We start from the raw sequence: 22,937 nt of genomic DNA, 5'->3' as shown, positions 1-22,937 counted from the left end.
TCAAAAATAAGTCACAAACGGCGTCGGATCCGGAACGTTAATCGACGTTGACGCTTTCAATTGCGGCGTGCCGAGATAGAGAAAGCCGACAATTTTATCCTGCTCCCGACAACCGAACGCCTCGCGCACCACCGGACTTTCGGTTAACCCGCCACTACGCCAGATGCCGCCAAAGCCCTGGGCAACCGCCGCCATTTGCATCGCCATAACCGCGCAACCCGCAGACATCTCCTGCTCCCAACGCGGGACTTTATGATTTTCTTCACATTTCGCCACCACGGTGATGATGAGCGGCGCACGGAATGGGGCATTACGGGCTTTGTCGATAGCTTTATCATCACTATCCGCAGCAATTGCCCCCTGTTGCAGCACGGTACTGAAACGTTCGCGGCCTTCCCCTTCAATCACAAAAAAATGCCACGGTTGCATGGACTTATGGTCCGGTGCACGCATTCCGGCACGCAGGATATTTTGCAGTTGTTCGCCAGTCGGCGCAGGTTCAGCCAGACGTGAGGCGCTTCGGCGGTTGATCAATAGTTCGAGTGCATCCATTTGATTAACTCCTGTCATGATGTTTATTCACAAAATTAACACGAGAGTGGATTTTGTTACAGCACAGTCCGCGATTCCTGCTGACAAGTGCCGGTTGGGTCATTACGATAACCACATCTATTGCACCTGCAACAGGTGTGACCTTTAGTCTGGGAGAATACATGCGAACCCTTTGGCGATTTATTGCCGGATTTTTTAAATGGACGTGGCGTCTGCTCAATTTTGTCCGTGAAATGGTACTTAACCTGTTCTTTATTTTCCTCGTGCTGGTTGGCGTGGGGATCTGGATGCAGGTCAGTAGTAGCGATACCAAAGAAACCGCCGGTCGTGGCGCATTACTGCTCGATATTTCAGGCGTGATCGTCGATAAGCCCGACAGTTCGCAGCGGTTTAGTAAGTTAAGCCGCCAGCTGCTTGGCGCCAGTTCCGATCGTCTGCAGGAAAATTCGCTGTTTGATATCGTGAACACGATTCGCCAGGCTAAAGATGACCGGAATATCACCGGTATCGTGATGGATCTGAAAAACTTTGCGGGCGGCGATCAACCTTCCATGCAATATATTGGTAAGGCTCTGAAAGAGTTTCGTGACAGCGGTAAACCGGTTTATGCCATTGGTGAGAACTATAGCCAGGGGCAATATTACCTCGCCAGTTTCGCCAACAAAATTTGGCTGTCCCCGCAAGGCGTGGTTGATCTGCACGGTTTTGCCACCAACGGTCTGTACTACAAATCGTTGCTGGATAAGCTGAAAGTTTCCACCCATGTGTTCCGCGTGGGTACGTATAAATCTGCCGTTGAACCGTTTATTCGTGATGATATGTCCCCGGCGGCTCGCGAAGCCGATAGCCGTTGGATTGGCGAACTGTGGCAAAACTATCTCAACACCGTTGCCGCTAACCGCCAGATCTCTGCCCAGCAGGTATTCCCTGGGGCGCAAGGGCTACTTGCTGGCTTAACCGAAACGGGCGGCGATACTGCGAAGTACGCGCTGGACAACAAACTGGTCGACGCGCTGGCAACGAATGCCGAAATTGAAAAAGCCCTGACCAAAGAGTTTGGCTGGAGCAAGGCTGATAAAAATTATCGCGCCATCAGTTATTACGATTACGCACTGAAAACTCCGGCAGATACCGGCGACAGCATCGGTGTCGTCTTCGCTAATGGCGCGATTATGGATGGCGAAGAAACTCAGGGGAATGTTGGCGGCGATACGACTGCGGCACAAATCCGTGACGCTCGCCTTGATCCGAAAGTGAAAGCGATCGTTCTGCGCGTAAACAGCCCTGGCGGAAGCGTAACGGCTTCTGAAGTGATTCGCTCTGAACTGGCAGCTGCCAGAGCCGCTGGCAAGCCTGTGGTTGTGTCAATGGGCGGTATGGCAGCATCCGGTGGTTACTGGATCTCCACGCCGGCCAATTACATTGTGGCTAACCCGAGCACCCTGACCGGTTCTATCGGGATCTTCGGCGTGATCACCACTGTAGAAAACAGCCTTGATTCGATTGGTGTACATACCGATGGCGTGTCTACATCACCATTGGCAGATGTTTCCATCACTAAATCACTGCCGCCAGAAGTGCAGCAGATGATGCAATTGAGCATTGAGAACGGCTATAAACGCTTTATCACGCTGGTTGCTGATTCGCGTAATTCGACGCCAGAGCAGATTGATAAAATCGCCCAGGGTCATGTCTGGACCGGTCAGGATGCAAAAGCGAATGGGCTGGTCGATAGTCTCGGTGATTTCGATGATGCGGTTGCCAAAGCGGCTGAACTGGCAAAACTGAAACAATGGCATCTGGAATATTACGTCGATGAACCGACCTTCTTCGACAAGGTGATGGACAATATGTCAGGTTCAGTACGGGCAATGCTGCCAGATACGCTCCAGGCCATGCTGCCTGCGCCGCTGGCCTCGGTCGCTTCAACCGTTAAAAGCGAAAGCGACAAGCTGGCGGCCTTTAACGATCCGCAAAACCGTTACGCGTTTTGCCTGACCTGCGCCAACGTGCGTTAATTCCTGCAAATATGTGGCCGATATGCTGTCGGCCACACTCCTGAACCGGACTGTCTTTCACTCCCTCTCTCCACTACATTCCCTTGCTCATTTAGCATCTGTTATGGAGTCATCAGTGAATAAGGCACCCTCTTTAATTGCCGCTATTGTCCTCGGACTGGGGATCAGCGCCTGTGGTTATTTTGTTGGCGATGGTGTTAAACATCTAAAAACCAACAACCGTTATGTGAACGTGCGGGGGCTTTCAGAAAAAGAAGTTCGCGCAGATACGGCTGAATTAACAATTGCTATCAACTTTAAGGGTAATGTTCCTGGCGAACTGTTCCCGAAACTTGAAGATGCGCAGAAAAAGATTGTTGCCGAATTCCACGCTCAGGGGATTAACGACAAAGAGATCAACGTGGGTCAATGGACAAGTAAGCGAACGGATGCCTTTTACCTCAAAGATGATCCGACGATGCCACGCTATAACGCTGACGGGTCTGTTACGATAAAAACGCATAACGTTGCTGCCGTCGAAAAAGTCGTCGCTAAATTAAACGACCTGCAAATCGCCACAGATGGCGCGATCGCTGATAGCAAAATCGCCTACCGCTTTAATGGTATTGGCGCAGTTCGCGCGGAGATGATTGCTGCCGCAACGAAAGACGCACGTAACGCAGCATTACAGTTTGCGACGGATTCAGGTAGCCAGGTGGGGTCCATTAGCGATGCGTCACAAGGCGTGTTCCAGATTTTCGCCAGTGGCAGTGATGAAGATGATCCCTCGGCGATAAACAAAACGGTGCGTGTAGTCACGACCGTAACCTATGCGTTGCAGGATTAACCATTTTTCTCCGGCGGAACGCTAATCCCTCTGTTCCGCCGGGCTTTTCTCATATCCACAGAGTATCCAGGTGCGCTTGCTGCCCCTCACGTATATACTTTTGCTCTTTCGGTATCATTCATATCAATATCATGCAAAAGAAATCAATTTACGTTGCCTACACGGGCGGGACCATCGGGATGCAGCGTTCCGAGCAGGGATATATTCCGGTGTCGGGCCATCTACAACGCCAGCTGGCGCTGATGCCAGAGTTCCATCGCCCGGAGATGCCGGATTTCACCATTCATGAATACACGCCGCTGATGGATTCTTCTGATATGACGCCAGAGGACTGGCAGCATATTGCTGAAGATATTAAAGCGCACTATGACGAGTACGATGGTTTTGTCATTCTGCACGGCACCGACACGATGGCGTATACCGCCTCTGCGCTGTCGTTCATGCTGGAGAACCTCGGAAAACCGGTTATTGTGACAGGGTCACAAATCCCATTAGCCGAGTTACGCTCTGACGGACAAATCAATTTGCTGAATGCGTTGTACGTTGCGGCGAACTATCCCATCAACGAAGTCACACTCTTTTTTAATAATCGCCTGTATCGCGGCAACCGCACCACCAAAGCCCATGCCGATGGTTTTGATGCCTTCGCGTCACCAAACCTTCCACCGTTACTGGAAGCGGGTATTCATATTCGCCGTTTAAATACACCGCCCGCCCCACACGGCACTGGTGAGCTGATCGTTCATCCGATTACACCACAGCCGATCGGCGTAGTGACGATTTATCCGGGGATTTCTGCCGACGTCGTACGTAACTTCCTGCGTCAACCGGTTAAGGCGTTGATTCTGCGCTCTTATGGCGTGGGTAATGCGCCGCAAAACAAAGCATTCCTGCAAGAATTACAAGAAGCCAGCGATCGCGGAATTGTGGTGGTTAACCTGACACAATGCATGTCCGGTAAAGTCAATATGGGCGGTTATGCCACCGGTAACGCCCTCGCCCATGCCGGTGTTATTGGCGGTGCGGATATGACCGTAGAAGCCACGCTAACCAAACTGCACTACCTGCTCAGCCAGGGACTGGATACCGAAACCATTCGCAAGGCCATGAGCCAAAACCTGCGCGGCGAACTGACGCCGGATGATTAAGGAGACTGTAATGCCCCAACGCGCTCTGTTACTGGTCGATTTACAAAATGATTTCTGCGCTGGCGGTGCGCTGGCTGTTGCCGAAGGCGATAGCACGGTTGATGTTGCTAATGCCCTGATAAGTTGGTGCAAAGCACGCGGTGAAGCGGTCGTCGCCAGTCAGGACTGGCATCCGGCCAATCACGGCAGCTTCGCCAGCCAGCAAGGTGTAGAGCCTTATACACAGGGTCAGCTTGATGGCCTACCGCAAACCTTCTGGCCCGATCACTGTGTGCAACACAGCGAAGGTGCAGCGTTGCACTCTCTGCTGGCGCAAAAGTCGATTGATGCCGTGTTTCACAAAGGCGAAAATCCTTTAGTCGACAGTTACAGTGCCTTTTTTGATAACGGGCGGCGGCAGAAAACCGAGCTCGATGGTTGGTTGCGCGACCATGAAATCAATGAACTGATCATTATGGGGCTGGCTACGGACTATTGCGTGAAGTTTACCGTCCTGGACGCGTTGCAGTTAGGTTACAAGGTTAACGTGATTACCGATGGCTGTCGTGGCGTGAATATCCAGCCGCAGGACAGTGCGCACGCGTTTATGGAGATGTCAGTTGCCGGGGCAACATTGTACACGCTGACAGACTGGGAAGAGACGCAGGGATAAAATTAGTCAGATCCATCTCTGGCCTACAATTCCTTAATTACATCGTAGGCCAGATAAACACGCCAGCTGCGTCTGGCAATTGACACAATCAGCGAAAATTCAATTCACACCAGAAATTCGTTCCAGCGACACCTTTCGCGTTTCGATGCCAAAAATGGAGAGGACCAGCGCACATAACACCAACATGACACCAAGCACCATAAAGACCGTTATCGAACCATAATGCGTTAATAACGCCGCGACGCCATACGGAGTGAAGACCGCGACGATTCGTCCTACTGCATTAACAAATCCCGAGCCGCGCAGGCGTAAATGGGTTGGCCAAAGTTCCGGGATATACACCGCCGACGCGAAACAAACATACATATAAAGAAAGAAGATCATCACCAGGCCATAGCCTAAAATAGCCCATTCTGTAGTTTGTATTGAATATATATATCCCAACACAGCAATAATTATAAGCAAAGACGAGCCAAATAATCGGCGAGGAAAGTGATCAATAACTAACGCAGCAATGAATATTCCAACCGGAGCACCAATCATAATAACAGCGGTCATTAATATCGATTTATCAACATCAATACCAGAATTAACAAATATGGTAGGTATCCATACGGTGATAGTATAAAGCGAAATATTCATTGCAATTAAAACCGTAATCGCGACTAACGTGCGCCGCAACATCTCGCCTTTAAATAGCAACCAAAAAGTACCACTGATTTCATGACTCCGACTTTCGCTTTGCCTCAAAGCAAGTGGTGGTAGATGAATACCCTTCTCTTTTTCGATTTGCTGCTCTACTTCACGAAGTTGCCTTTCTGCTCCCGGTAATTGTCCAATACCCGCCAGCCAACGAGGCGACTCAATAAAATATTTACCAGAGAGTAACCATGCTAATATTATCCCAATACCGCCCAGCAGAAACATTATGCGCCAACTGAAGAAAGCGATAACGACAACGCCAATCGCCGCTGACAACATGGGCGACCAGTTGCCGACAAATGAGAGTCGCGCGGACCATTTTCCACGAACCAGAGCGGGAATAAACTCAGTAAATGAAGCATAGCCAACCATAATCAGCGCCCCCATTCCTGTCCCCATCAGGAAGCGAAAGAAGATGAGCCAGTACATATCAGGGACGAAAGCAGCGCCTGTCGCCGCAATACCGACAATCAGAAGGTTCATGCGGAATGCCCGGCGCCGTCCACAGTAATCACCAATGAATCCACCAGCAAGCGAACCGATGAAATAACCAAACATCAATGCCGACGTAAAAGCAGCATTGAGGAAATTATTTGACCATCCATTGCTTACCAGCTTTGCTAAAACAACATTACCTGAATAACTTAAAAAACCAGTTAATAACAGACTAAAGCTGATTATGCCAAATATACGATAATGAAACCGGGCCAAAGGCAGGCGGTCCAGTCTTGCGCCAATTTGATCATATTGTTCCATTTGGTGCCTCGAATTTTGCTAAAAAAGGTAGCAATTGCGGCAAACTCACTTGCCGCATTTTTATCATCATTTTATTTCACGGGCGCTGGAACAAATAACATTGACAACGTGTGTTTAAGCTACCACACAAGCTGGATATTATTGTCTTTGCAAAACTCTTCCCATTCTGCCCCCGGTGATTTATCAGTTATTATGTAATTAATATGACTAAAGTCAGCTAACTGAACAAAAGCTTTGCGATCAAACTTGGAGTGATCGACTAATAACGCAACTTCTGTCGCCTGGCGGATCATTGTCTTTTTGATTTCAGCTTCAGCTTCGTTCGAGTCCAGTGCGCCGCTGTTAATATCAAGACCTTTACAACTCATTACCATAATATCGACGTGATAACGACTGATGATCTCTTTAGTAATTCGTCCTTGCAGAGAAAGCGTGTTTTTGTTCAGTTCCCCACCGGTTGAAACAACTTTAATTTCTGACTGAGCCAGAACATGAATAGCTTCTGCCGAGTTGGTTAGCAACGTCAGATCACTACGGTCCTGCAACAATTTGAGCAATTCCATAACGGTACTACTGGAATCGGCTGCCATCGTCGTTTTATTGTCGATAAACGGCAGCGCCTTGCGAGCAATAAGCTGCTTCTCTTCATAAAACGACGAAGCTCGCTTATAGAAATGGATATTTTCCGTCAGCATCGCTGTATTTAAAACAGCGCCACCATAAGTTCTGGTCAAAAAGCCTTCATCTTCCAGCTTCTCAAGATCGCGGCGAATAGTTTCTTCGGTTACCTGAAAAATCGAGCTCAAATTCGAAACCGTTACTTTTTTATCGTTGGCAACCATCTGTTTAATTGCCTGAATCCTGTCTTTTGCCGCCACGATTACACCCCTGTCTCTTTTTACATCACATTAGCGCGATTATCGCATAAGCGATGTTTACTTTCAAAATAACCTGTTTGAATCACAGATTTTCATCACAGTTTTCACAGAAACAGAGGTGGATCGTGTGGGGTAGTTAACGCTCCAGGGCCTCTGCCATTTCCCTCATCAATATTGCGTCTGCATCCGATAAGTTGATATTCAGCGCAGCCACATTTTCACGTACCTGTTCAGGCGCAGTTGCTCCGCTAAGAATGGAGATTAAATCGCTCTGTTTTAATATCCACGCCAGCGCCAGAGTAGGAATTGTGCACTGATAACGCGCACAAAGTGGCCGCCACTGTTCAAGCATATCAATCACTTTGAGCATGTTTTCACGCTGGAACCAAACTTTATTTGCCCGTGCGCCGCCTGGAATATAATCGCGAGTGATGGTACCTGTCAGCAGCCCCTGCTCTAACGGTGAATAGACCTGAACCACAATGCCGTTATCCCGACATAGCGGCAGCAGTTCGTTTTCCATTGCCCGATCGAGGATGCTATATTTCGCCTGAATAATATCCAGCTCACCATATCGCAGATATTCGCGTATATGATCAGCTTCGACATTAGCAGCGCCTATCGAACGAATCTTCCCCTCAGCCTTCAGCTCATTAAGTACTGCTACGGTTTCTGCAATCGGCGTAAAACAAGGCGGCACCGACTGCCAGTGCGTCATGTAAATATCGATGTAGTCAATGCCGAGACGTTGCAAGCTGGCATCGACTTCTTCGCGGATAGATTCAGGAGAGAGGTTTTTGTACAACTGACGATCGCCGACTTTGTTGAATAAACTGCCTTCTCGTTCCCAGACAATACCGCATTTCGTTTCGACGACAATTTGTTCGCGAGGCAATTGTTTTAACGCCTGGCCGACAATAACTTCACTATTGCCAAAGTTATATCCTGGCGCAGTATCAATCAGGTTAATACCGCAACGATGAGCTTCAATAATCGTATCAATACAAATTTGCCGATCGAGATCGCCATTCCATGCAGGACCACCGCCAATGGCCCATGTCCCCAACCCCATCCGTGAAAGCGTTATATCCGTTGTGCCTAAAGGTATCATTTTCATTTGCCTTCATTACCCTTCATATTCTTCCAGCAATTGTTCGACCAGCTTTCTGTTTTTCACACCGGTGGTGGCACCAACACTCAGTACCGATATAGCTGCCGTTGCATTGGCAAAGCGCGCGCATTCACGCAGCTCTTTACCTTCCAGCAGTGCCGCAATAAAACCAGAAGCAAAGTTATCGCCCGCGCCAATGGTGTCGATGGCCGTAATTCCCGCTACTGCTGGTACCGTCATCGTCATTTCACCACGCTTGATAAAGCAGCCGTTTTTACCCGTCTTAATTACTACCGTTTTTACACCGCACTCAAGAAAGCAGTCAGCAATTTCATCCAACGTCTCTTTTCCGGTGAGTAATTTTGCCTCGGCAAAATTTGGAAACAGATAATCGACATAACTCAATGCTTCGCGAATATCATCCAGTGTTTCATTCAGACGAGGCTTGATCATATCGGCACAAATGATCATCTGCCGGGCTTTCGCTTGCGTAAAAATTTCAGTTAGCGCTTTACCATCCAATAGTGGACTGTTGAATATACTTGCTAGCGATAATAACTTTGCCTGAGAAAACCGTACAAAGTCGACATCATTAATATTCAATTTCCACAAACTGCCGTTGCGATTAGTGACAAATGTCCGCTCGCCATCCTCCGTTACAAGTCCAACGTTAATAGAGGTATCTACGCTGACGTCCTGTTTCAGGCTTTGAATATCAATATTCTCTTTGCAACAATGGTCGAGAATAAATTGTCCTGCGGCATCTTTACCAATGCGGCTCATTAATGCCGTGCGATGCCCCAGGCGAGAAATAATCGTTGCTTCATTGATTGCGTCGCCTCCCGTGGTCATTGCTATTCTTTCAAGCGGATAAGAATCTACGTCAAAAATTTTTTTACTGACCGGCTGTAATGGAATATCAACGATAGCGCCACCTATACATATAACTTCAAGATTGTCCATTACATTATTCCGCCTTGCCGTCTGAACCAAATAATTTGATTTTTTCTAATGCCCTTTCTTTAACTGATTTACGGACTTCTCGCTCCAGGTGCAAGAAAGGCTGATCCTGATTTTCTTTCACTGCCACCATTGCGGCCTGGCACAGTTCAGTATGAATATTGATTTTCGCTATACCCAATGAAATCGCGGTTTTAATATCAGCATCACTGATCCCCGATGCGCCATGTAAAACCAGCGGAACAGAAACGGCATCGCGCACGCGTTTGACGACCTCAAAGTTCAATTGTGGCTCTGACGTATAAACCCCATGCTGGTTGCCAATGGCGACAGCCAGTGAGTCACAGCCCGTGCGTTCAACAAATTCTGCGGCCTGGTCAGGATCGGTATAGTGATAGCCCGCCAGCGCTTCCTCATAAACGGTTTCATTACCGACATGTCCTAATTCCGCCTCTACCGGAATACCCAGCGGATGGAAGAAATCAACAGCCTCTTTGGTTAAACGAATATTTTCTTCGAAATCAAACGCGGATGCATCGCGCATTAAGGAGTTCATTCCATGAGTCCAGGCGTTATGGATAATTTCCATACTCCGGCCATGATCCCAGTGGGTAATTACCGGTACCGTTGCTTTTTGTGCCATTGATACCATCATATGCGAGAAATCTTCGAATGAGGTATTTCCGACAAATCCCGTACCAAAAGAAATAATAACCGGTGATTTTGCTTCTTCTGCTGCGTCGATAACCCCCATTAACATTTCAGCATTCCATACATTAAAATGGGCAATAGCATAATGTTTATTGGTGGCATCATTTTCCCAAAATCTGATATCTGCTAGCATATTCCGTTCTCCCGTAGTAATTAATCGCTAAGTTTAATAACGCCTTTAATAATGTCGCATTTGTTGTTAACCGACTCTTCAAATGCCTGTTGTACATCCTGGTAATCGTAAATATGCGTTACCATCGATTTCACATCGAATCGCCCTGATGAAATAGCTTCAATCGTGACCGGATAACGGTTGGCATAGCGGAAAACCGTCTGGATGGTGACTTCCCGATTGATTTTGAGAAAGTTGATGGCCGAATCGCCGGGTACTGTGCCGACAATCATAATTTTTCCACCGCGCATCACCAGATAGGGAGCTTGTTTTACCGTTACCGCAGAACCCGCAGTTTCAAAAACAATATCTGCGCCCATGTCTTCGGTAAATTGCTGACAGCACGCAATAGTGTCTTGTTTAGCGCCATTGATGACCATTGCCGCGCCAAGCTGTTCCGCCATTGCCAGACGTTTTTCCAGCACATCAACGACGGCAATTTCTGTTGCCCCGAGGCATTTGCACGCTTGCAACGTCATCAAACCAATACAACCTGCTCCCAGAATAATTATCTTCTTACCCGGTTTAACATCTGCCAGCATGGCGGCGTGCATCCCGACCGCCGCAGGCTCCACCAGCGCCCCTTCCATCGTGTCCATATTGTCGGGCAGTTTGTAAGTAAAGCTCTCCGGATGACACAGATAGTGCGTTAATGCGCCGCGGTAGTTGGGTTGTGTCGCCATAAAATCAACGTCCGGGCAGATGTTATATTTGCCTTCCAGACAGTAACGACAGTGACCGCAAGGAACGCCAGGTTCAATATTTACCCGATCCCCCGGTTTAAATTTGCGCACGCGGCTTCCCACAGCCACAACCGTCCCGGCGCATTCATGACCAAGGCCAATTTCTTGATTTGGGTCTTTAGGCGGAATAAACGGGCCTGATTCAAAACCATGTACATCTGAACCACAAATACCGACATATTCTACTTTAATCAAAACTTCATCTTCTTTAGGCACAGGTATTTCCGCTGAAATAATTTTCATTGTGCCCGGCACCTGCAATATTGCTTTTGAATTTTTCATTTTGAATCCACCAGTATTATTTATTGGCTACTGCATCAATACTTAAACTTTCAACGGAGACACCTTTGGTTTCAATTCCAATGGTGGCGATAGCAATTGCGACAATAATTGAAACCGCCCCCAGAAGAATAAAGACACCCGTTACGCCATAACTACTGAGCAGCACTGCAACGGCATAAGGTGCGGCAATACCACTGATTCGCCCTACCGCATTCGCCAGACCGGAGCCACGGAGTTTGGCCTCTGTCGGCCAGATCTCAGGGACATACACTGCTGAGGCATAGCAAACGTACATATAGACGAAAGTAATCAGGAAGAAACCAATCAACGTTATGAGCAACATACTGGTTTGCAGTGAATAGATATATCCGAGCACCGCAATCAGAATTAATAGCCCAACACCCATTGTTTTGCGCGGAATTTTATCCATCACCAACATAGCAATAAAAATGCCAAACGGCGCGCCAAACATACTCATAGTATTTAAGACAATGGAGTCTTTTAAATTAATTCCCTGGGTCATGAATATCGTTGGCAACCAGTTAATTAACGTGTACTGCACAACGTTCATGGCAATAAGTACACAAGAACCTAAAATAACGCGTCTTAGTAATACTCCCGTCAGTAAGGCAGAATACGGCACCGCTTGTGGCGCTTTACCGTCATCAGTAATAACCACTGGCGGTAAGGGTTTACCCGTCTGGCGTATGACGCCTTCTTCTATACTCCGCATGACTTTCTCGGCTTCCTGATACCGTCCGCGCGATTCCAGCCAGCGCGGGGATTCAGGAAAGTAGCGCCAGGCCAGCGCCGTAGCGATAAGCGACAATATTGCAGGAATAAGCAGTTGTACCCGCCAGTTCCACTCTGCGCTGATCAACGGCGTGAGTCCCATCGCTATCAATGAACAGAGCGGATATGACCAGTTGCCAATAAAGGAAACCCGACTGGACCACGTTCCACGATTTCTACCGGGCATATATTCGGTGAAACCAGCAAACAGTGTAACCAATAAAGCTCCCAACCCAACGCCCATCACAAAACGGCAGGCAATAAGGAAATCCATATTCGGTGAGAAAGCACCGACAACCATCGAGGCAATATGAATGGCCTCATAGAGGATGAACGCGTTTCTGCGTCCGGTTTTGTCTCCGATAATGCCGCCCACCAGCGCACCGAGAAACATTCCGGCAGTCGTAATTGCCGAAAATGTGGCGGTGGTGGAATTATCTGTCCAGCCCAACTCTTTCAGCTGCGCGAGGATCAAGCCACCAACGGCATTACTCCAGCAGACAAGCAAGCCAAACGCGACGATGGCAAACATTGACGAATGCCAGCGGCAATCCGGTAAGCGATCCAGCCGTGCACCACAATGCGGTTTTGTTATCTGTTCCATGCGATAACGTTCCTTCAGGAGAGTAGTTATTCATCAAAGTCGTAAGTCATGATCACTTTGATTGCGGTTTTATCGACCATCGCATCAAACCCTTCGCGCCATTGCGAAAGGCCAATACGATGCGTGATCATCGGTTTGACGTTGATAGCACCGCTGGCTAATAGCCGGATAGCGTTACGCCAGGAGGTGGAGTCATAGGCCATATGTCCAATGATGCTTTTGTTCCAGGCGGTAATGTCATTAATCGAGAAATCAAGAGGTTTGAAGCCCATTCCAACGCGTACCACTTCCCCATTCGGGCGGAGCATTTCGATGGCTTGTTTCAATGCGATATTGGCACCGGAGCATTCAATCACCAGTCCCAAATTGTCTTTGCCACAAATTTGCTGGCAGCGCGCCACCACATCTTCGGTAGAACCATTTACTACTGCCGTTGCCCCCAGTTCTTTTGCAACCGGGAAGCGGACCGCCACATCTTCTTGCAGACCAACGACGACGATATTTACCGCCCCCATAATCCGCGCCATTTGTACGGAAAACAGCCCGAGTGGGCCAGTGCCGATGACGACCACATCCTGACCAGGAAGGAATTTCGATTGCTGCGCGATGGATTTGTAGGCATTACAAATAGGGTCAAGTACGGCTGCGTCCTCATAATCAACACCATCAGGGATTTCCCACAACGCATGACGATGAATTTTGAGAATTTCACCAGGAACCAGACAATATTTGGAAAAACCACCGCCCCAGGTATTGTTATCCAGACCAAGGTTTACTTTTTCTGTACAACACAGAAAATCACCTTGTTCACAGGCCGGACAAACGCCGCAAACGTGACCGCTGTTATCCGACACGACGCGTTGCCCCACTTTCCAGTCTTTGACTTTTTCACCAACCTGCGCAATACAACCTGCGAACTCATGGCCGCGGATAGAGTTAAACTCATCAGAACCGCTATCAACGTTGTAGTGTTTCATGTCTGCGCCACAGATAGCTGCGGCTTTAATTTCAATCACCACATCTTCCGGACCACAAATGGGCTGTGGGACATCAATCATCTTGTAGCCGCCAAAGGCCTTGCCAAACCGAGCCAGTGCTTTCATTGCGTCATCCTTTGTGTTTTGTTTTGCTTAGATGACCATCATACTTACCCACATGATTTTTGAGGTCAACATTAAATCTTCAAAACACAGATAATGATCTGCGATTTACAACTTAGATCACAAATACGCAGAAAACCTGAGAATGGGTTACAGATTGATGGAAGGCGGTACGCAAAAGAGGGAAATTCAGCAGTGATCCCTACTTACGAAAGAAAGGATTCAGGGATGAAAAATTCAGGGGGTTAATACAAACGTGAAGCTCCGGAAAGGTTTAAAGCTACAAACGAAATCGACGAGGGATTGGACAATTAATTTCAGGCAATCCCCTTTATTAATTACCTGTAAAGGGGATAACTCCATCACTTAAACATAGCAATCGGTTTCGCCGTAATACCAAAATCTTCTTTCAGTTGCTGCTTGCTCTTCATCACCATCTGACCGTTGGTGTCGATGGTCATATGCTGCGCGTCGGTATTGTTTCGAGCTTGCCAAAGCATGACCAGTTGCAGGCAGTTCTCTTTTTGTTGTTCGGTCAGCGCAACGCCATCTGGCCATTTTCCCAGTTCAACAGCGGTCGATAAACGCTGATAAACCTCAGGCGTCATGCTGTTGATCATTTCATCAAGATTCATGATTTTTCCGCTCCTGTGGAATAAGTTGCTGAATCGTTTTTTCAACCGTTGATTTCTTCGCCATTTTCACCATCAGTGAAACGTAAAGAGGCTGAGTTAACACAATAACGTTCGCCTGTGGGCTGCGGCCCATCAGGAAAGACATGTCCAAGATGGGCATCACAGTTACCGCAACGAATCTCGATGCGCTGCATTCCATGTGACAAGTCTTTGATATAACGAATTGAATCTTCACTCACCGGTTCGTAAAAGCTCGGCCAGCCACAACCTGAATCATATTTAGACTGGGAGTGAAACAGAGGGGCATCGCAGATCAAACAGTGGTAAAGGCCGTCACGCTTATTGTGCAGTAAACGGCCAGTAAATGGCGGCTCGGTCCCGTGATTCTGTGTCACGTAAAACTGCATCTCGGACAATTTCTTTTTCAGTTCGTCTGCCGAAGGTTTGTTAGCCATTTGCTCACATCTCACTTTAATCACGCTCACATTACGCGACCAATTCTAACAAAACATTAACACCAACTGGCAAAAATTTGTCCTAAACTTGATCTCAGCGAAATGGCAGCGCCCAAATCGTGATGAAAATCACATTTTTATCATAATTGCCCTTTAAAATTCTCGGCGCCGCCCTCATGTGGTTTCAGGCACAAAGGAAGAGTGAGGCAAGTCAGTCGCGTAATGCTTAGGCAGAGGATTGATTTGTCGCAATGATTGACACGATTCCGCTTGACGCTGCGTAAGGTTTTTGTAATTTTACAGGCAACCTTTTATTCACTAACAAATAGCTGGTGGAATATATGACTATCAAAGTAGGTATCAACGGTTTTGGCCGTATCGGTCGCATTGTTTTCCGTGCTGCTCAGAAACGTTCTGACATCGAGATCGTTGCAATCAACGACCTGTTAGACGCTGATTACATGGCATACATGCTGAAATATGACTCCACTCACGGTCGTTTCGACGGCACCGTTGAAGTGAAAGACGGTCATCTGATCGTTAACGGTAAAAAAATCCGTGTTACCGCTGAACGTGATCCGGCTAACCTGAAATGGGACGAAGTTGGTGTTGACGTTGTCGCTGAAGCAACTGGTCTGTTCCTGACTGACGAAACTGCTCGTAAACACATCACCGCTGGTGCGAAAAAAGTGGTTATGACTGGTCCGTCTAAAGACAACACTCCGATGTTCGTTAAAGGCGCTAACTTCGACAAATATGCTGGCCAGGACATCGTTTCCAACGCTTCCTGCACCACCAACTGCCTGGCTCCGCTGGCTAAAGTTATCAACGATAACTTCGGTATCATCGAAGGTCTGATGACCACCGTTCACGCTACCACCGCTACTCAGAAAACCGTTGACGGCCCGTCTCACAAAGACTGGCGCGGCGGCCGTGGCGCTTCTCAGAACATCATCCCGTCCTCTACCGGTGCTGCTAAAGCTGTAGGTAAAGTACTGCCAGAACTGAATGGCAAACTGACTGGTATGGCGTTCCGCGTTCCGACTCCGAACGTATCCGTAGTTGACCTGACCGTTCGTCTGGAAAAAGCTGCAACTTACGAGCAGATCAAAGCTGCCGTTAAAGCTGCTGCTGAAGGCGAAATGAAAGGCGTTCTGGGCTACACCGAAGATGACGTAGTATCTACCGATTTCAACGGCGAAGTTTGCACTTCCGTGTTCGATGCTAAAGCAGGTATCGCTCTGAACGACAACTTCGTGAAACTGGTATCCTGGTACGACAACGAAACCGGTTACTCCAACAAAGTTCTGGACCTGATCGCTCACATCTCCAAATAAGTTGAGATGATACGGTGATCTATAAAGAGCGACTTCGGTCGCTCTTTTTTTTACCTGATGAAATGAAGTTAAAGGACTGCGTCATGATTAAGAAAATTTTTGCCCTTCCGGTCATCGAACAAATTACCCCTGTCCTCTCCCGTCGTAAACTGGATGAACTGGACCTTATTGTGGTCGATCATCCCCAGGTAAAAGCCTCTTTTGCAGTACAGGGCGCTCATCTTCTCTCGTGGAAACCTGCGGCTGAGGAAGAAGTTCTGTGGTTGAGCAACAATACCCCGTTTAAAAATGGTGTCGCCATTCGCGGCGGCGTACCGGTTTGCTGGCCGTGGTTTGGTCCGGCTGCACAACAAGGTCTGCCTGCGCACGGTTTTGCCCGTAACCTGCCGTGGACGCTGAAATCACATAGTGAAGATGCCGATGGCGTGGCGCTGACTTTCGAATTGACACAAAGCGAAGAGACGAAAAAATACTGGCCACACGACTTTACGCTATTAGCGCATTTCCGCGTGGGTAAAACCTGTGAAATCGATCTTGAATCACATGGCGAATTTGAAACCACCTCTGCCCTGCATACCTACTTTAATGTTGGCGATATTGCCGGGGTGAGCGTCAGTGGTCTGGGCGATCGCTACATTGATAAAGTGAATGATGCAAAAGAAGGTGCACTAACTGACGGGGTCCAGACATTCCCGGATCGTACCGACCGCGTGTATCTGAATGCCCAGGATTGCAGTGTGATTAATGACGAGGCGTTAAATCGTATTATCGCCGTAGGCCACCAGCATCATCTGAACGTCGTTGGCTGGAACCCAGGACCGGCGCTTTCTGTCAGCATGGGCGATATGCCGGATGATGGCTACAAAACATTTGTTTGTGTGGAAACAGCTTACGCTTCAGAAACTCAAAAAGTCACCAAAGAGAAACCTTCACATCTGGCGCAATCCATTCGCGTTGCCAAACGTTAATTTGCGTTAGTCACTGTGCCGGATGCATGCATCCGGCCTTGCAGCAAATCACACCATATCCAGCGCAGTTTTTCCTTTTGGTGCCGGGTACGCTTTTTCCAGCATCGCCAGTTCTTCCCCTGAAAGCGTCAATTCCAACACTGCCGCATTTTGTTGGACATGTGCGACAGTTGCCGCTTTCGGAATCGCCATCACGCCCTGATGGCTGATCACCCACGCCAGCAGAACTTGCGCCGCAGTGACATTGTGAGCATGAGCAATTTCGTTGACCACTGCGTTTTTTAGCAAGCCATTACGTAAGCGCCCGGCCTGCGCCAATGGACTGTATGCCATCACTGGCATATGTTGTTGCTGACACCAGGGTAGCAGATCATATTCAATACCGCGCGAGCCGAGATGATAAAGCACCTGATTGGTAGCGCATTGATTTCCCCCTGGCACCTGCCAGAGTTCCTGCATGTCGGCATAATCAAGATTAGAAACGCCCCAGCGACGAATTTTGCCCTGGGCGATCAGTTTTTCCATTGCCGCAACAGTCTCTTCAAACGCGAAACTGCCAGACCAGTGCAATAAGTAGAGATCGAGATAATCGGTATTGAGACGACGTAAACTGGCTTCGCAAGCGTTAATGGCTTTTTGCCCGCCGGCATTCCACGGATAGACTTTGGAGACGAGGAAAACCTTATCACGCAGGCCGGATAATGCTTCACCAACCACCTTTTCGGCACCGCCTTCGGCATACATTTCAGCGGTATCAATGAGAGTTAAACCAAGATCAATGCCCGCACGCAGTGCATCAACTTCGGTTTTACGCTGACTGACCTCTTCGCCCATATACCATGTTCCCTGCCCTATGGCTGGCAGTGAGACATCGCCACTAAATTGAATCGTTTTCTGTTGCATCGCTTCCTCCCAGTTTTTGCACCACCGTAATGCAAAACAGGGCATTACGCCCTGTTTTTATGCACAAAATGCCCTGGAAAGATGCATTATCAGAATTTGTAGGTGATCCCGGTAGAAATCAGGCCAGTCCAGGATTTATCCACCATCGGGCTGTCGGTAACTTCGTCAGACAGGCGGGTATAGCGCGCGGTGCCATAAACGTTCCAGTCGCCGAGGAAGTTGTAGCTGGCGCTCAGCTCCAGATACGGGCTCCAGCTGTCATTCGGGTTATAGCCACGCAGGCCGCTGCGAGCGGACTCTTTACGCGATACGCCATAATAGTATTCGTTATGGTTTTCGCTGTTCCACTGAACACCGATACCCGGGGTCAGAGTCAGACCACCATTGGTGTAACGGTATAACCAGGCAGTATCCCAGACAATGCCGTTGCTGTTATCCAGGGTATCGCCAGCCAGGGTGGTACGCAGGTAACCATACTGGGTAAAGTGAGCGTAAGACAGACCAGCCATCATGGTGCTCTTACGGTCATCCAGGTGACGCATTTGGTGATCGCCACTGTCTTTGGCTTTGAAGTAGAGCGGCGACCAGTAAGCGGTAATCGAAAGTTTATCCGTTGCATCATTCCACAGGTAGTAACCACCACCTAAGCCACGGAACCAGAAGTTATCGCCTTCGTAGTTGATTACTGGTACTGGGTAAACATCGGTATCGTAATCTTTATAAGGGTGTTCAACGACACCTACGCCTGCGCCCAGGGAAAAATTACCTTCAGCGTGTGCTACGCCTGCAGACGTTGCGATAAGCACTCCAAGTGCCAGAAGTTTGAGTTTGGTCACAATTAATTATTCCTTAAACAAATGTTTAGCGGGCGACAAAGTTTACCCGTCAATACAACGAAACCCAAACTTTTTGCGTTTTCATTTCAAAAGGTAACTGTTTAATTTTCCTGACGCTGATGACGCGGCGCTTACAGCTGAATGAATTTTGCGTTAATGGAGGCATTATTCTTTACATTAGTTATGCAATTTTTATGGATGAGTTGTTGATATGCCATTGAAATTCAGAAAGCCGTGCAGGCAAGTTTCTCAATTGCCATCTACGCTTAATTTTGAAGGTGTATCACCGGGCACGTTGTTCTCATGGTCGGCAGGATGGCATGAGAGTTGCTGTGTTTTAGCAAGAGACGTCGTTCAGTTTACCTCTTCCGGGAGCCTCTACTATTCATATGAACGGCTCTTAACCTGTGCTAAAAAACGAAAGGACGGCATACCATGAATATATTCGATCACTATCGCCAGCGATATGAAGCTGCCAAGGACGAAGAGTTCACACTGCAGGAGTTTCTTACCATTTGTCGGCAAGATCGCAGTGCTTATGCCAACGCGGCAGAGCGGCTATTGATGGCTATTGGTGAGCCTGTCATGGTCGATACAGCCCAGGAGCCCAGACTTTCTCGACTCTTTTCTAACCGGGTCATCGCACGTTATCCGGCATTTGAAGAGTTTTACGGCATGGAAGACGCGATTGAACAGATTGTCTCTTATCTGAAACACGCGGCTCAGGGGCTGGAAGAGAAGAAACAAATCCTGTATCTGCTGGGGCCTGTGGGTGGGGGTAAGTCGTCACTTGCTGAACGACTGAAATCATTAATGCAACGCGTGCCTATTTATGTATTGAGCGCCAACGGTGAGCGAAGCCCGGTTAACGATCATCCGTTCTGTCTGTTCAATCCACAGGAAGATGCGCAGATCCTTGAAAAAGAGTACGGCATTCCACGCCGCTACCTTGGCACCATTATGTCGCCGTGGGCGGCAAAACGTCTGCATGAATTTGGTGGCGACATCACTAAATTCCGCGTGGTCAAAGTGTGGCCGTCTATTCTGCAACAGATTGCCATTGCCAAAACGGAACCGGGCGATGAGAACAACCAGGATATTTCCGCGCTAGTGGGGAAAGTGGATATTCGTAAACTCGAACACCACGCCCAGAACGATCCGGATGCCTACGGCTATTCCGGTGCGCTGTGCCGCGCCAACCAGGGGATCATGGAATTTGTTGAGATGTTCAAAGCACCGATTAAAGTGCTGCATCCCCTGTTAACCGCCACTCAGGAAGGTAACTACAACGGGACGGAAGGTATCTCCGCCCTGCCGTTCAACGGGATTATTCTCGCCCACTCGAACGAATCTGAATGGGTGACTTTCCGTAATAATAAAAACAACGAAGCCTTCCTCGACCGTGTCTATATCGTGAAGGTGCCGTATTGCTTGCGTATTTCCGAAGAGATCAAAATCTACGAGAAATTACTTAATCATAGTGAATTGACCCACGCGCCATGCGCGCCAGGCACGCTGGAAACATTGTCACGTTTTTCCATTCTTTCGCGCCTGAAAGAGCCAGAAAACTCCAGCATTTATTCGAAGATGCGCGTTTATGATGGCGAAAGCCTGAAAGATACCGATCCGAAAGCCAAGTCATATCAGGAATATCGTGATTACGCGGGCGTCGATGAAGGGATGAACGGTCTGTCTACGCGTTTCGCGTTTAAGATCCTCTCCCGCGTGTTCAACTTCGATCACGTGGAAGTGGCGGCTAACCCGGTTCATCTGTTCTACGTTCTTGAACAGCAGATTGAACGCGAGCAGTTCCCGCAAGAACAGGCCGAACGCTATCTGGAGTTCCTGAAAGGCTATCTGATCCCGAAATATGCCGAGTTTATCGGCAAAGAGATTCAGACGGCCTACCTTGAATCCTATTCTGAATATGGGCAGAACATTTTCGACCGTTATGTCACCTATGCGGATTTCTGGATTCAGGATCAGGAGTATCGCGACCCGGATACTGGTCAATTGTTTGATCGCGAGTCGCTGAACGCCGAGCTGGAGAAAATCGAAAAACCAGCGGGGATCAGCAATCCGAAAGATTTCCGTAACGAGATCGTCAACTTTGTACTGCGTGCCAGAGCGAATAACAGTGGGCGCAATCCGAACTGGACCAGTTACGAAAAACTGCGCACGGTCATTGAGAAGAAAATGTTCTCCAATACCGAAGAGTTGTTGCCGGTCATTTCGTTTAACGCCAAAACCTCAACCGACGAGCAGAAGAAACACGACGATTTTGTCGACCGTATGATGGAAAAAGGCTACACCCGTAAACAGGTACGTTTACTGTGCGAATGGTATTTGCGCGTACGTAAATCGTCTTAACAACAACGGCCCGGTGCGCATGCGCCGGGCCTACAACGACAGCGAACCGTGGGCCAGACAGGCGGCAACACAGGCGTAGCATACAGTTGGCAAATGCAGTACGGGGGGCATATGACCTGGTTTATTGACCGGCGTCTGAACGGCAAAAATAAAAGCATGGTGAATCGCCAGCGTTTTTTACGCCGTTATAAAGCGCAAATTAAACAGTCGATCTCCGAGGCCATTAATAAGCGTTCGGTGACCGATGTCGACAGCGGCGAGTCCGTTTCCATTCCAACGGAAGATATCAGCGAACCAATGTTTCATCAGGGGCGTGGCGGCTTGCGCCATCGCGTTCATCCGGGCAACGACCATTTCGTACAGAACGACCGTATTGAGCGGCCTCAAGGCGGCGGCGGTGGTTCTGGTAGCGGTCAGGGCCAGGCCAGCCAGGACGGTGAAGGTCAGGATGAATTCGTCTTTCAGATTTCGAAAGATGAGTATCTCGATCTGCTGTTTGAAGATTTGGCTTTACCAAATCTGAAACAAAACCAGCAACGCCAGTTGACCGAATTTAAAACGCATCGCGCGGGTTATACCGCTAACGGCGTTCCGGCCAATATTAGCGTGGTACGCTCATTGCAAAATTCGCTGGCGCGACGTACCGCGATGACCGCGGGCAAGCGGCGGGAACTGCACGCGCTGGAAGAAGATTTAGCGATAATCAGCAACACTGAACCTGCGCAACTGCTGGAAGAGGAACGCTTGCGCAAAGAAATTGCCGAACTGCGAGCTAAAATTGAACGTGTTCCTTTCATCGACACTTTCGATTTACGCTACAAAAATTATGAGAAACGGCCCGATCCCTCCAGCCAGGCAGTAATGTTCTGCCTGATGGACGTTTCTGGCTCGATGGATCAGTCCACCAAAGATATGGCCAAACGTTTTTACATTCTTCTGTATCTGTTCCTGAGCAGAACATACAAGAACGTAGAAGTCGTTTACATTCGCCATCATACCCAGGCGAAAGAAGTTGATGAACATGAGTTTTTCTACTCACAGGAAACGGGCGGCACCATTGTTTCCAGCGCACTGAAACTGATGGATGATGTGGTAAAAGAGCGTTATAACCCGGCGCAGTGGAATATCTATGCTGCGCAAGCATCGGACGGCGACAACTGGGCTGATGACTCTCCGCTGTGCCATGAGATACTGGCGAAGAAATTACTGCCAGTTGTTCGTTATTACAGCTATATCGAAATTACCCGCCGTGCGCATCAGACATTGTGGCGAGAATATGAGCACCTGCAATCTACTTTCGAAAACTTTGCGATGCAGCATATCCGCGATCAGGATGATATTTATCCGGTATTCCGTGAACTGTTTCATAAGCAAAACGCAACTACTAAAGACTAATACCATCAGCCAGGTCATTATTACCTGGCTG

21 protein-coding genes are annotated in these 22,937 nt (G+C 48.4%); 8 read left to right on the top strand and 13 right to left on the bottom strand.

The window, feature by feature from the left end:
* Nucleotides 1-552 (bottom strand): NAD(P)H nitroreductase, encoded by a 552-nt coding sequence (locus FEK66_RS10165; protein ID WP_135494027.1) that lies wholly within the window; start codon nt 550-552, stop codon nt 1-3.
* A gap of 161 nt (nt 553-713) precedes the next feature.
* On the opposite strand from FEK66_RS10165, the gene sppA reads away from it, so the two are divergent.
* From sppA to pncA, 4 genes are all read left to right on the top strand, one after another.
* Nucleotides 714-2,570 carry a signal peptide peptidase SppA gene (gene sppA / locus FEK66_RS10160; RefSeq protein WP_130259872.1) on the top strand — a complete coding sequence of 619 codons (1,857 nt, stop codon included), beginning with the start codon at nt 714-716 and terminating at the stop codon, nt 2,568-2,570.
* A gap of 115 nt (nt 2,571-2,685) precedes the next feature.
* The gene (locus FEK66_RS10155) at nt 2,686-3,396 is read left to right on the top strand and encodes an SIMPL domain-containing protein (protein WP_130208358.1); all 711 of its coding nucleotides are present in this window, start codon (nt 2,686-2,688) and stop codon (nt 3,394-3,396) included.
* A gap of 131 nt (nt 3,397-3,527) precedes the next feature.
* Entirely contained in the window at nt 3,528-4,544 is a 1,017-nt protein-coding gene (ansA, locus tag FEK66_RS10150) for an asparaginase (RefSeq protein ID WP_130208360.1), read from the top strand.
* Nucleotides 4,545-4,554: 10 nt separating this feature from the next.
* Nucleotides 4,555-5,196 (top strand): bifunctional nicotinamidase/pyrazinamidase, encoded by a 642-nt coding sequence (pncA, locus tag FEK66_RS10145; RefSeq protein WP_135494029.1) that lies wholly within the window; start codon nt 4,555-4,557, stop codon nt 5,194-5,196.
* A 99-nt stretch (nt 5,197-5,295) separates the two neighbouring features.
* Here the strand turns inward: pncA and FEK66_RS10140 are convergent, their stop codons facing one another.
* From FEK66_RS10140 to msrB, 10 genes are all read right to left on the bottom strand, one after another.
* Entirely contained in the window at nt 5,296-6,654 is a 1,359-nt protein-coding gene (locus tag FEK66_RS10140; RefSeq protein WP_135410027.1) for an MFS transporter, read from the bottom strand.
* Nucleotides 6,655-6,773: 119 nt separating this feature from the next.
* Nucleotides 6,774-7,532, bottom strand: a complete 759-nt coding sequence (locus tag FEK66_RS10135; protein ID WP_130257697.1) for a DeoR/GlpR family DNA-binding transcription regulator — start codon at nt 7,530-7,532, stop codon at nt 6,774-6,776.
* Nucleotides 7,533-7,668: 136 nt separating this feature from the next.
* On the bottom strand, nt 7,669-8,649 hold the full coding sequence (gene ydjG, locus FEK66_RS10130; protein ID WP_135494031.1) for an NADH-dependent methylglyoxal reductase: 981 nt from the start codon (nt 8,647-8,649) through the stop codon (nt 7,669-7,671).
* Between the two features lie 9 nt (nt 8,650-8,658).
* Nucleotides 8,659-9,606, bottom strand: coding sequence for a sugar kinase (locus FEK66_RS10125; protein WP_130208370.1), 948 nt, complete (start codon nt 9,604-9,606; stop codon nt 8,659-8,661).
* Nucleotides 9,607-9,610: 4 nt separating this feature from the next.
* On the bottom strand, nt 9,611-10,447 hold the full coding sequence (locus FEK66_RS10120) for a ketose-bisphosphate aldolase (protein WP_135407009.1): 837 nt from the start codon (nt 10,445-10,447) through the stop codon (nt 9,611-9,613).
* A gap of 20 nt (nt 10,448-10,467) precedes the next feature.
* Entirely contained in the window at nt 10,468-11,511 is a 1,044-nt protein-coding gene (locus FEK66_RS10115) for an NAD(P)-dependent alcohol dehydrogenase (protein WP_131161150.1), read from the bottom strand.
* Between the two features lie 16 nt (nt 11,512-11,527).
* Nucleotides 11,528-12,907 (bottom strand): MFS transporter, encoded by a 1,380-nt coding sequence (locus FEK66_RS10110; protein WP_135410029.1) that lies wholly within the window; start codon nt 12,905-12,907, stop codon nt 11,528-11,530.
* Between the two features lie 26 nt (nt 12,908-12,933).
* A complete protein-coding gene (locus FEK66_RS10105; protein ID WP_131161148.1) occupies nt 12,934-14,010 on the bottom strand; it encodes a zinc-binding dehydrogenase in 1,077 nt (358 codons plus the stop codon).
* Between the two features lie 359 nt (nt 14,011-14,369).
* A complete protein-coding gene (locus FEK66_RS10100) occupies nt 14,370-14,642 on the bottom strand; it encodes a YeaC family protein (RefSeq protein ID WP_130208380.1) in 273 nt (90 codons plus the stop codon).
* A 41-nt stretch (nt 14,643-14,683) separates the two neighbouring features.
* Nucleotides 14,684-15,097, bottom strand: coding sequence for a peptide-methionine (R)-S-oxide reductase MsrB (gene msrB / locus FEK66_RS10095; protein ID WP_130259880.1), 414 nt, complete (start codon nt 15,095-15,097; stop codon nt 14,684-14,686).
* Between the two features lie 341 nt (nt 15,098-15,438).
* Between msrB and gapA the strand changes: the two genes are divergently transcribed.
* Both gapA and FEK66_RS10085 read left to right on the top strand, forming a co-directional pair.
* The gene (gapA, locus tag FEK66_RS10090) at nt 15,439-16,434 is read left to right on the top strand and encodes a glyceraldehyde-3-phosphate dehydrogenase (protein WP_000153502.1); all 996 of its coding nucleotides are present in this window, start codon (nt 15,439-15,441) and stop codon (nt 16,432-16,434) included.
* A gap of 83 nt (nt 16,435-16,517) precedes the next feature.
* Complete coding sequence (locus FEK66_RS10085) at nt 16,518-17,402, top strand: D-hexose-6-phosphate mutarotase (protein ID WP_135407016.1); 885 nt, start codon at nt 16,518-16,520, stop codon at nt 17,400-17,402.
* 48 nt (nt 17,403-17,450) lie between these two features.
* Here the strand turns inward: FEK66_RS10085 and FEK66_RS10080 are convergent, their stop codons facing one another.
* A complete protein-coding gene (locus tag FEK66_RS10080) occupies nt 17,451-18,305 on the bottom strand; it encodes an aldo/keto reductase (RefSeq protein ID WP_130259882.1) in 855 nt (284 codons plus the stop codon).
* 89 nt (nt 18,306-18,394) lie between these two features.
* A complete protein-coding gene (gene mipA, locus FEK66_RS10075; RefSeq protein ID WP_130208388.1) occupies nt 18,395-19,141 on the bottom strand; it encodes a scaffolding protein MipA in 747 nt (248 codons plus the stop codon).
* A gap of 435 nt (nt 19,142-19,576) precedes the next feature.
* On the opposite strand from mipA, the gene yeaG reads away from it, so the two are divergent.
* Both yeaG and FEK66_RS10065 read left to right on the top strand, forming a co-directional pair.
* The gene (gene yeaG, locus FEK66_RS10070) at nt 19,577-21,511 is read left to right on the top strand and encodes a protein kinase YeaG (RefSeq protein ID WP_064529211.1); all 1,935 of its coding nucleotides are present in this window, start codon (nt 19,577-19,579) and stop codon (nt 21,509-21,511) included.
* Nucleotides 21,512-21,622: 111 nt separating this feature from the next.
* Nucleotides 21,623-22,906: a YeaH/YhbH family protein gene (locus FEK66_RS10065; RefSeq protein ID WP_138183777.1), complete on the top strand. Its 1,284-nt coding sequence runs from the start codon at nt 21,623-21,625 to the stop codon at nt 22,904-22,906.
* Nucleotides 22,907-22,937: the final 31 nt, after the last annotated feature.

Origin of the sequence: Escherichia sp. E1130 (genome assembly GCF_005781065.1) — a bacterium.
Classification (GTDB): Bacteria; Pseudomonadota; Gammaproteobacteria; order Enterobacterales; family Enterobacteriaceae; genus Escherichia.
The sequence above is the reverse complement of the archived record's forward strand: the minus strand, read 5'-3'. Positions and strand labels throughout refer to the sequence as shown.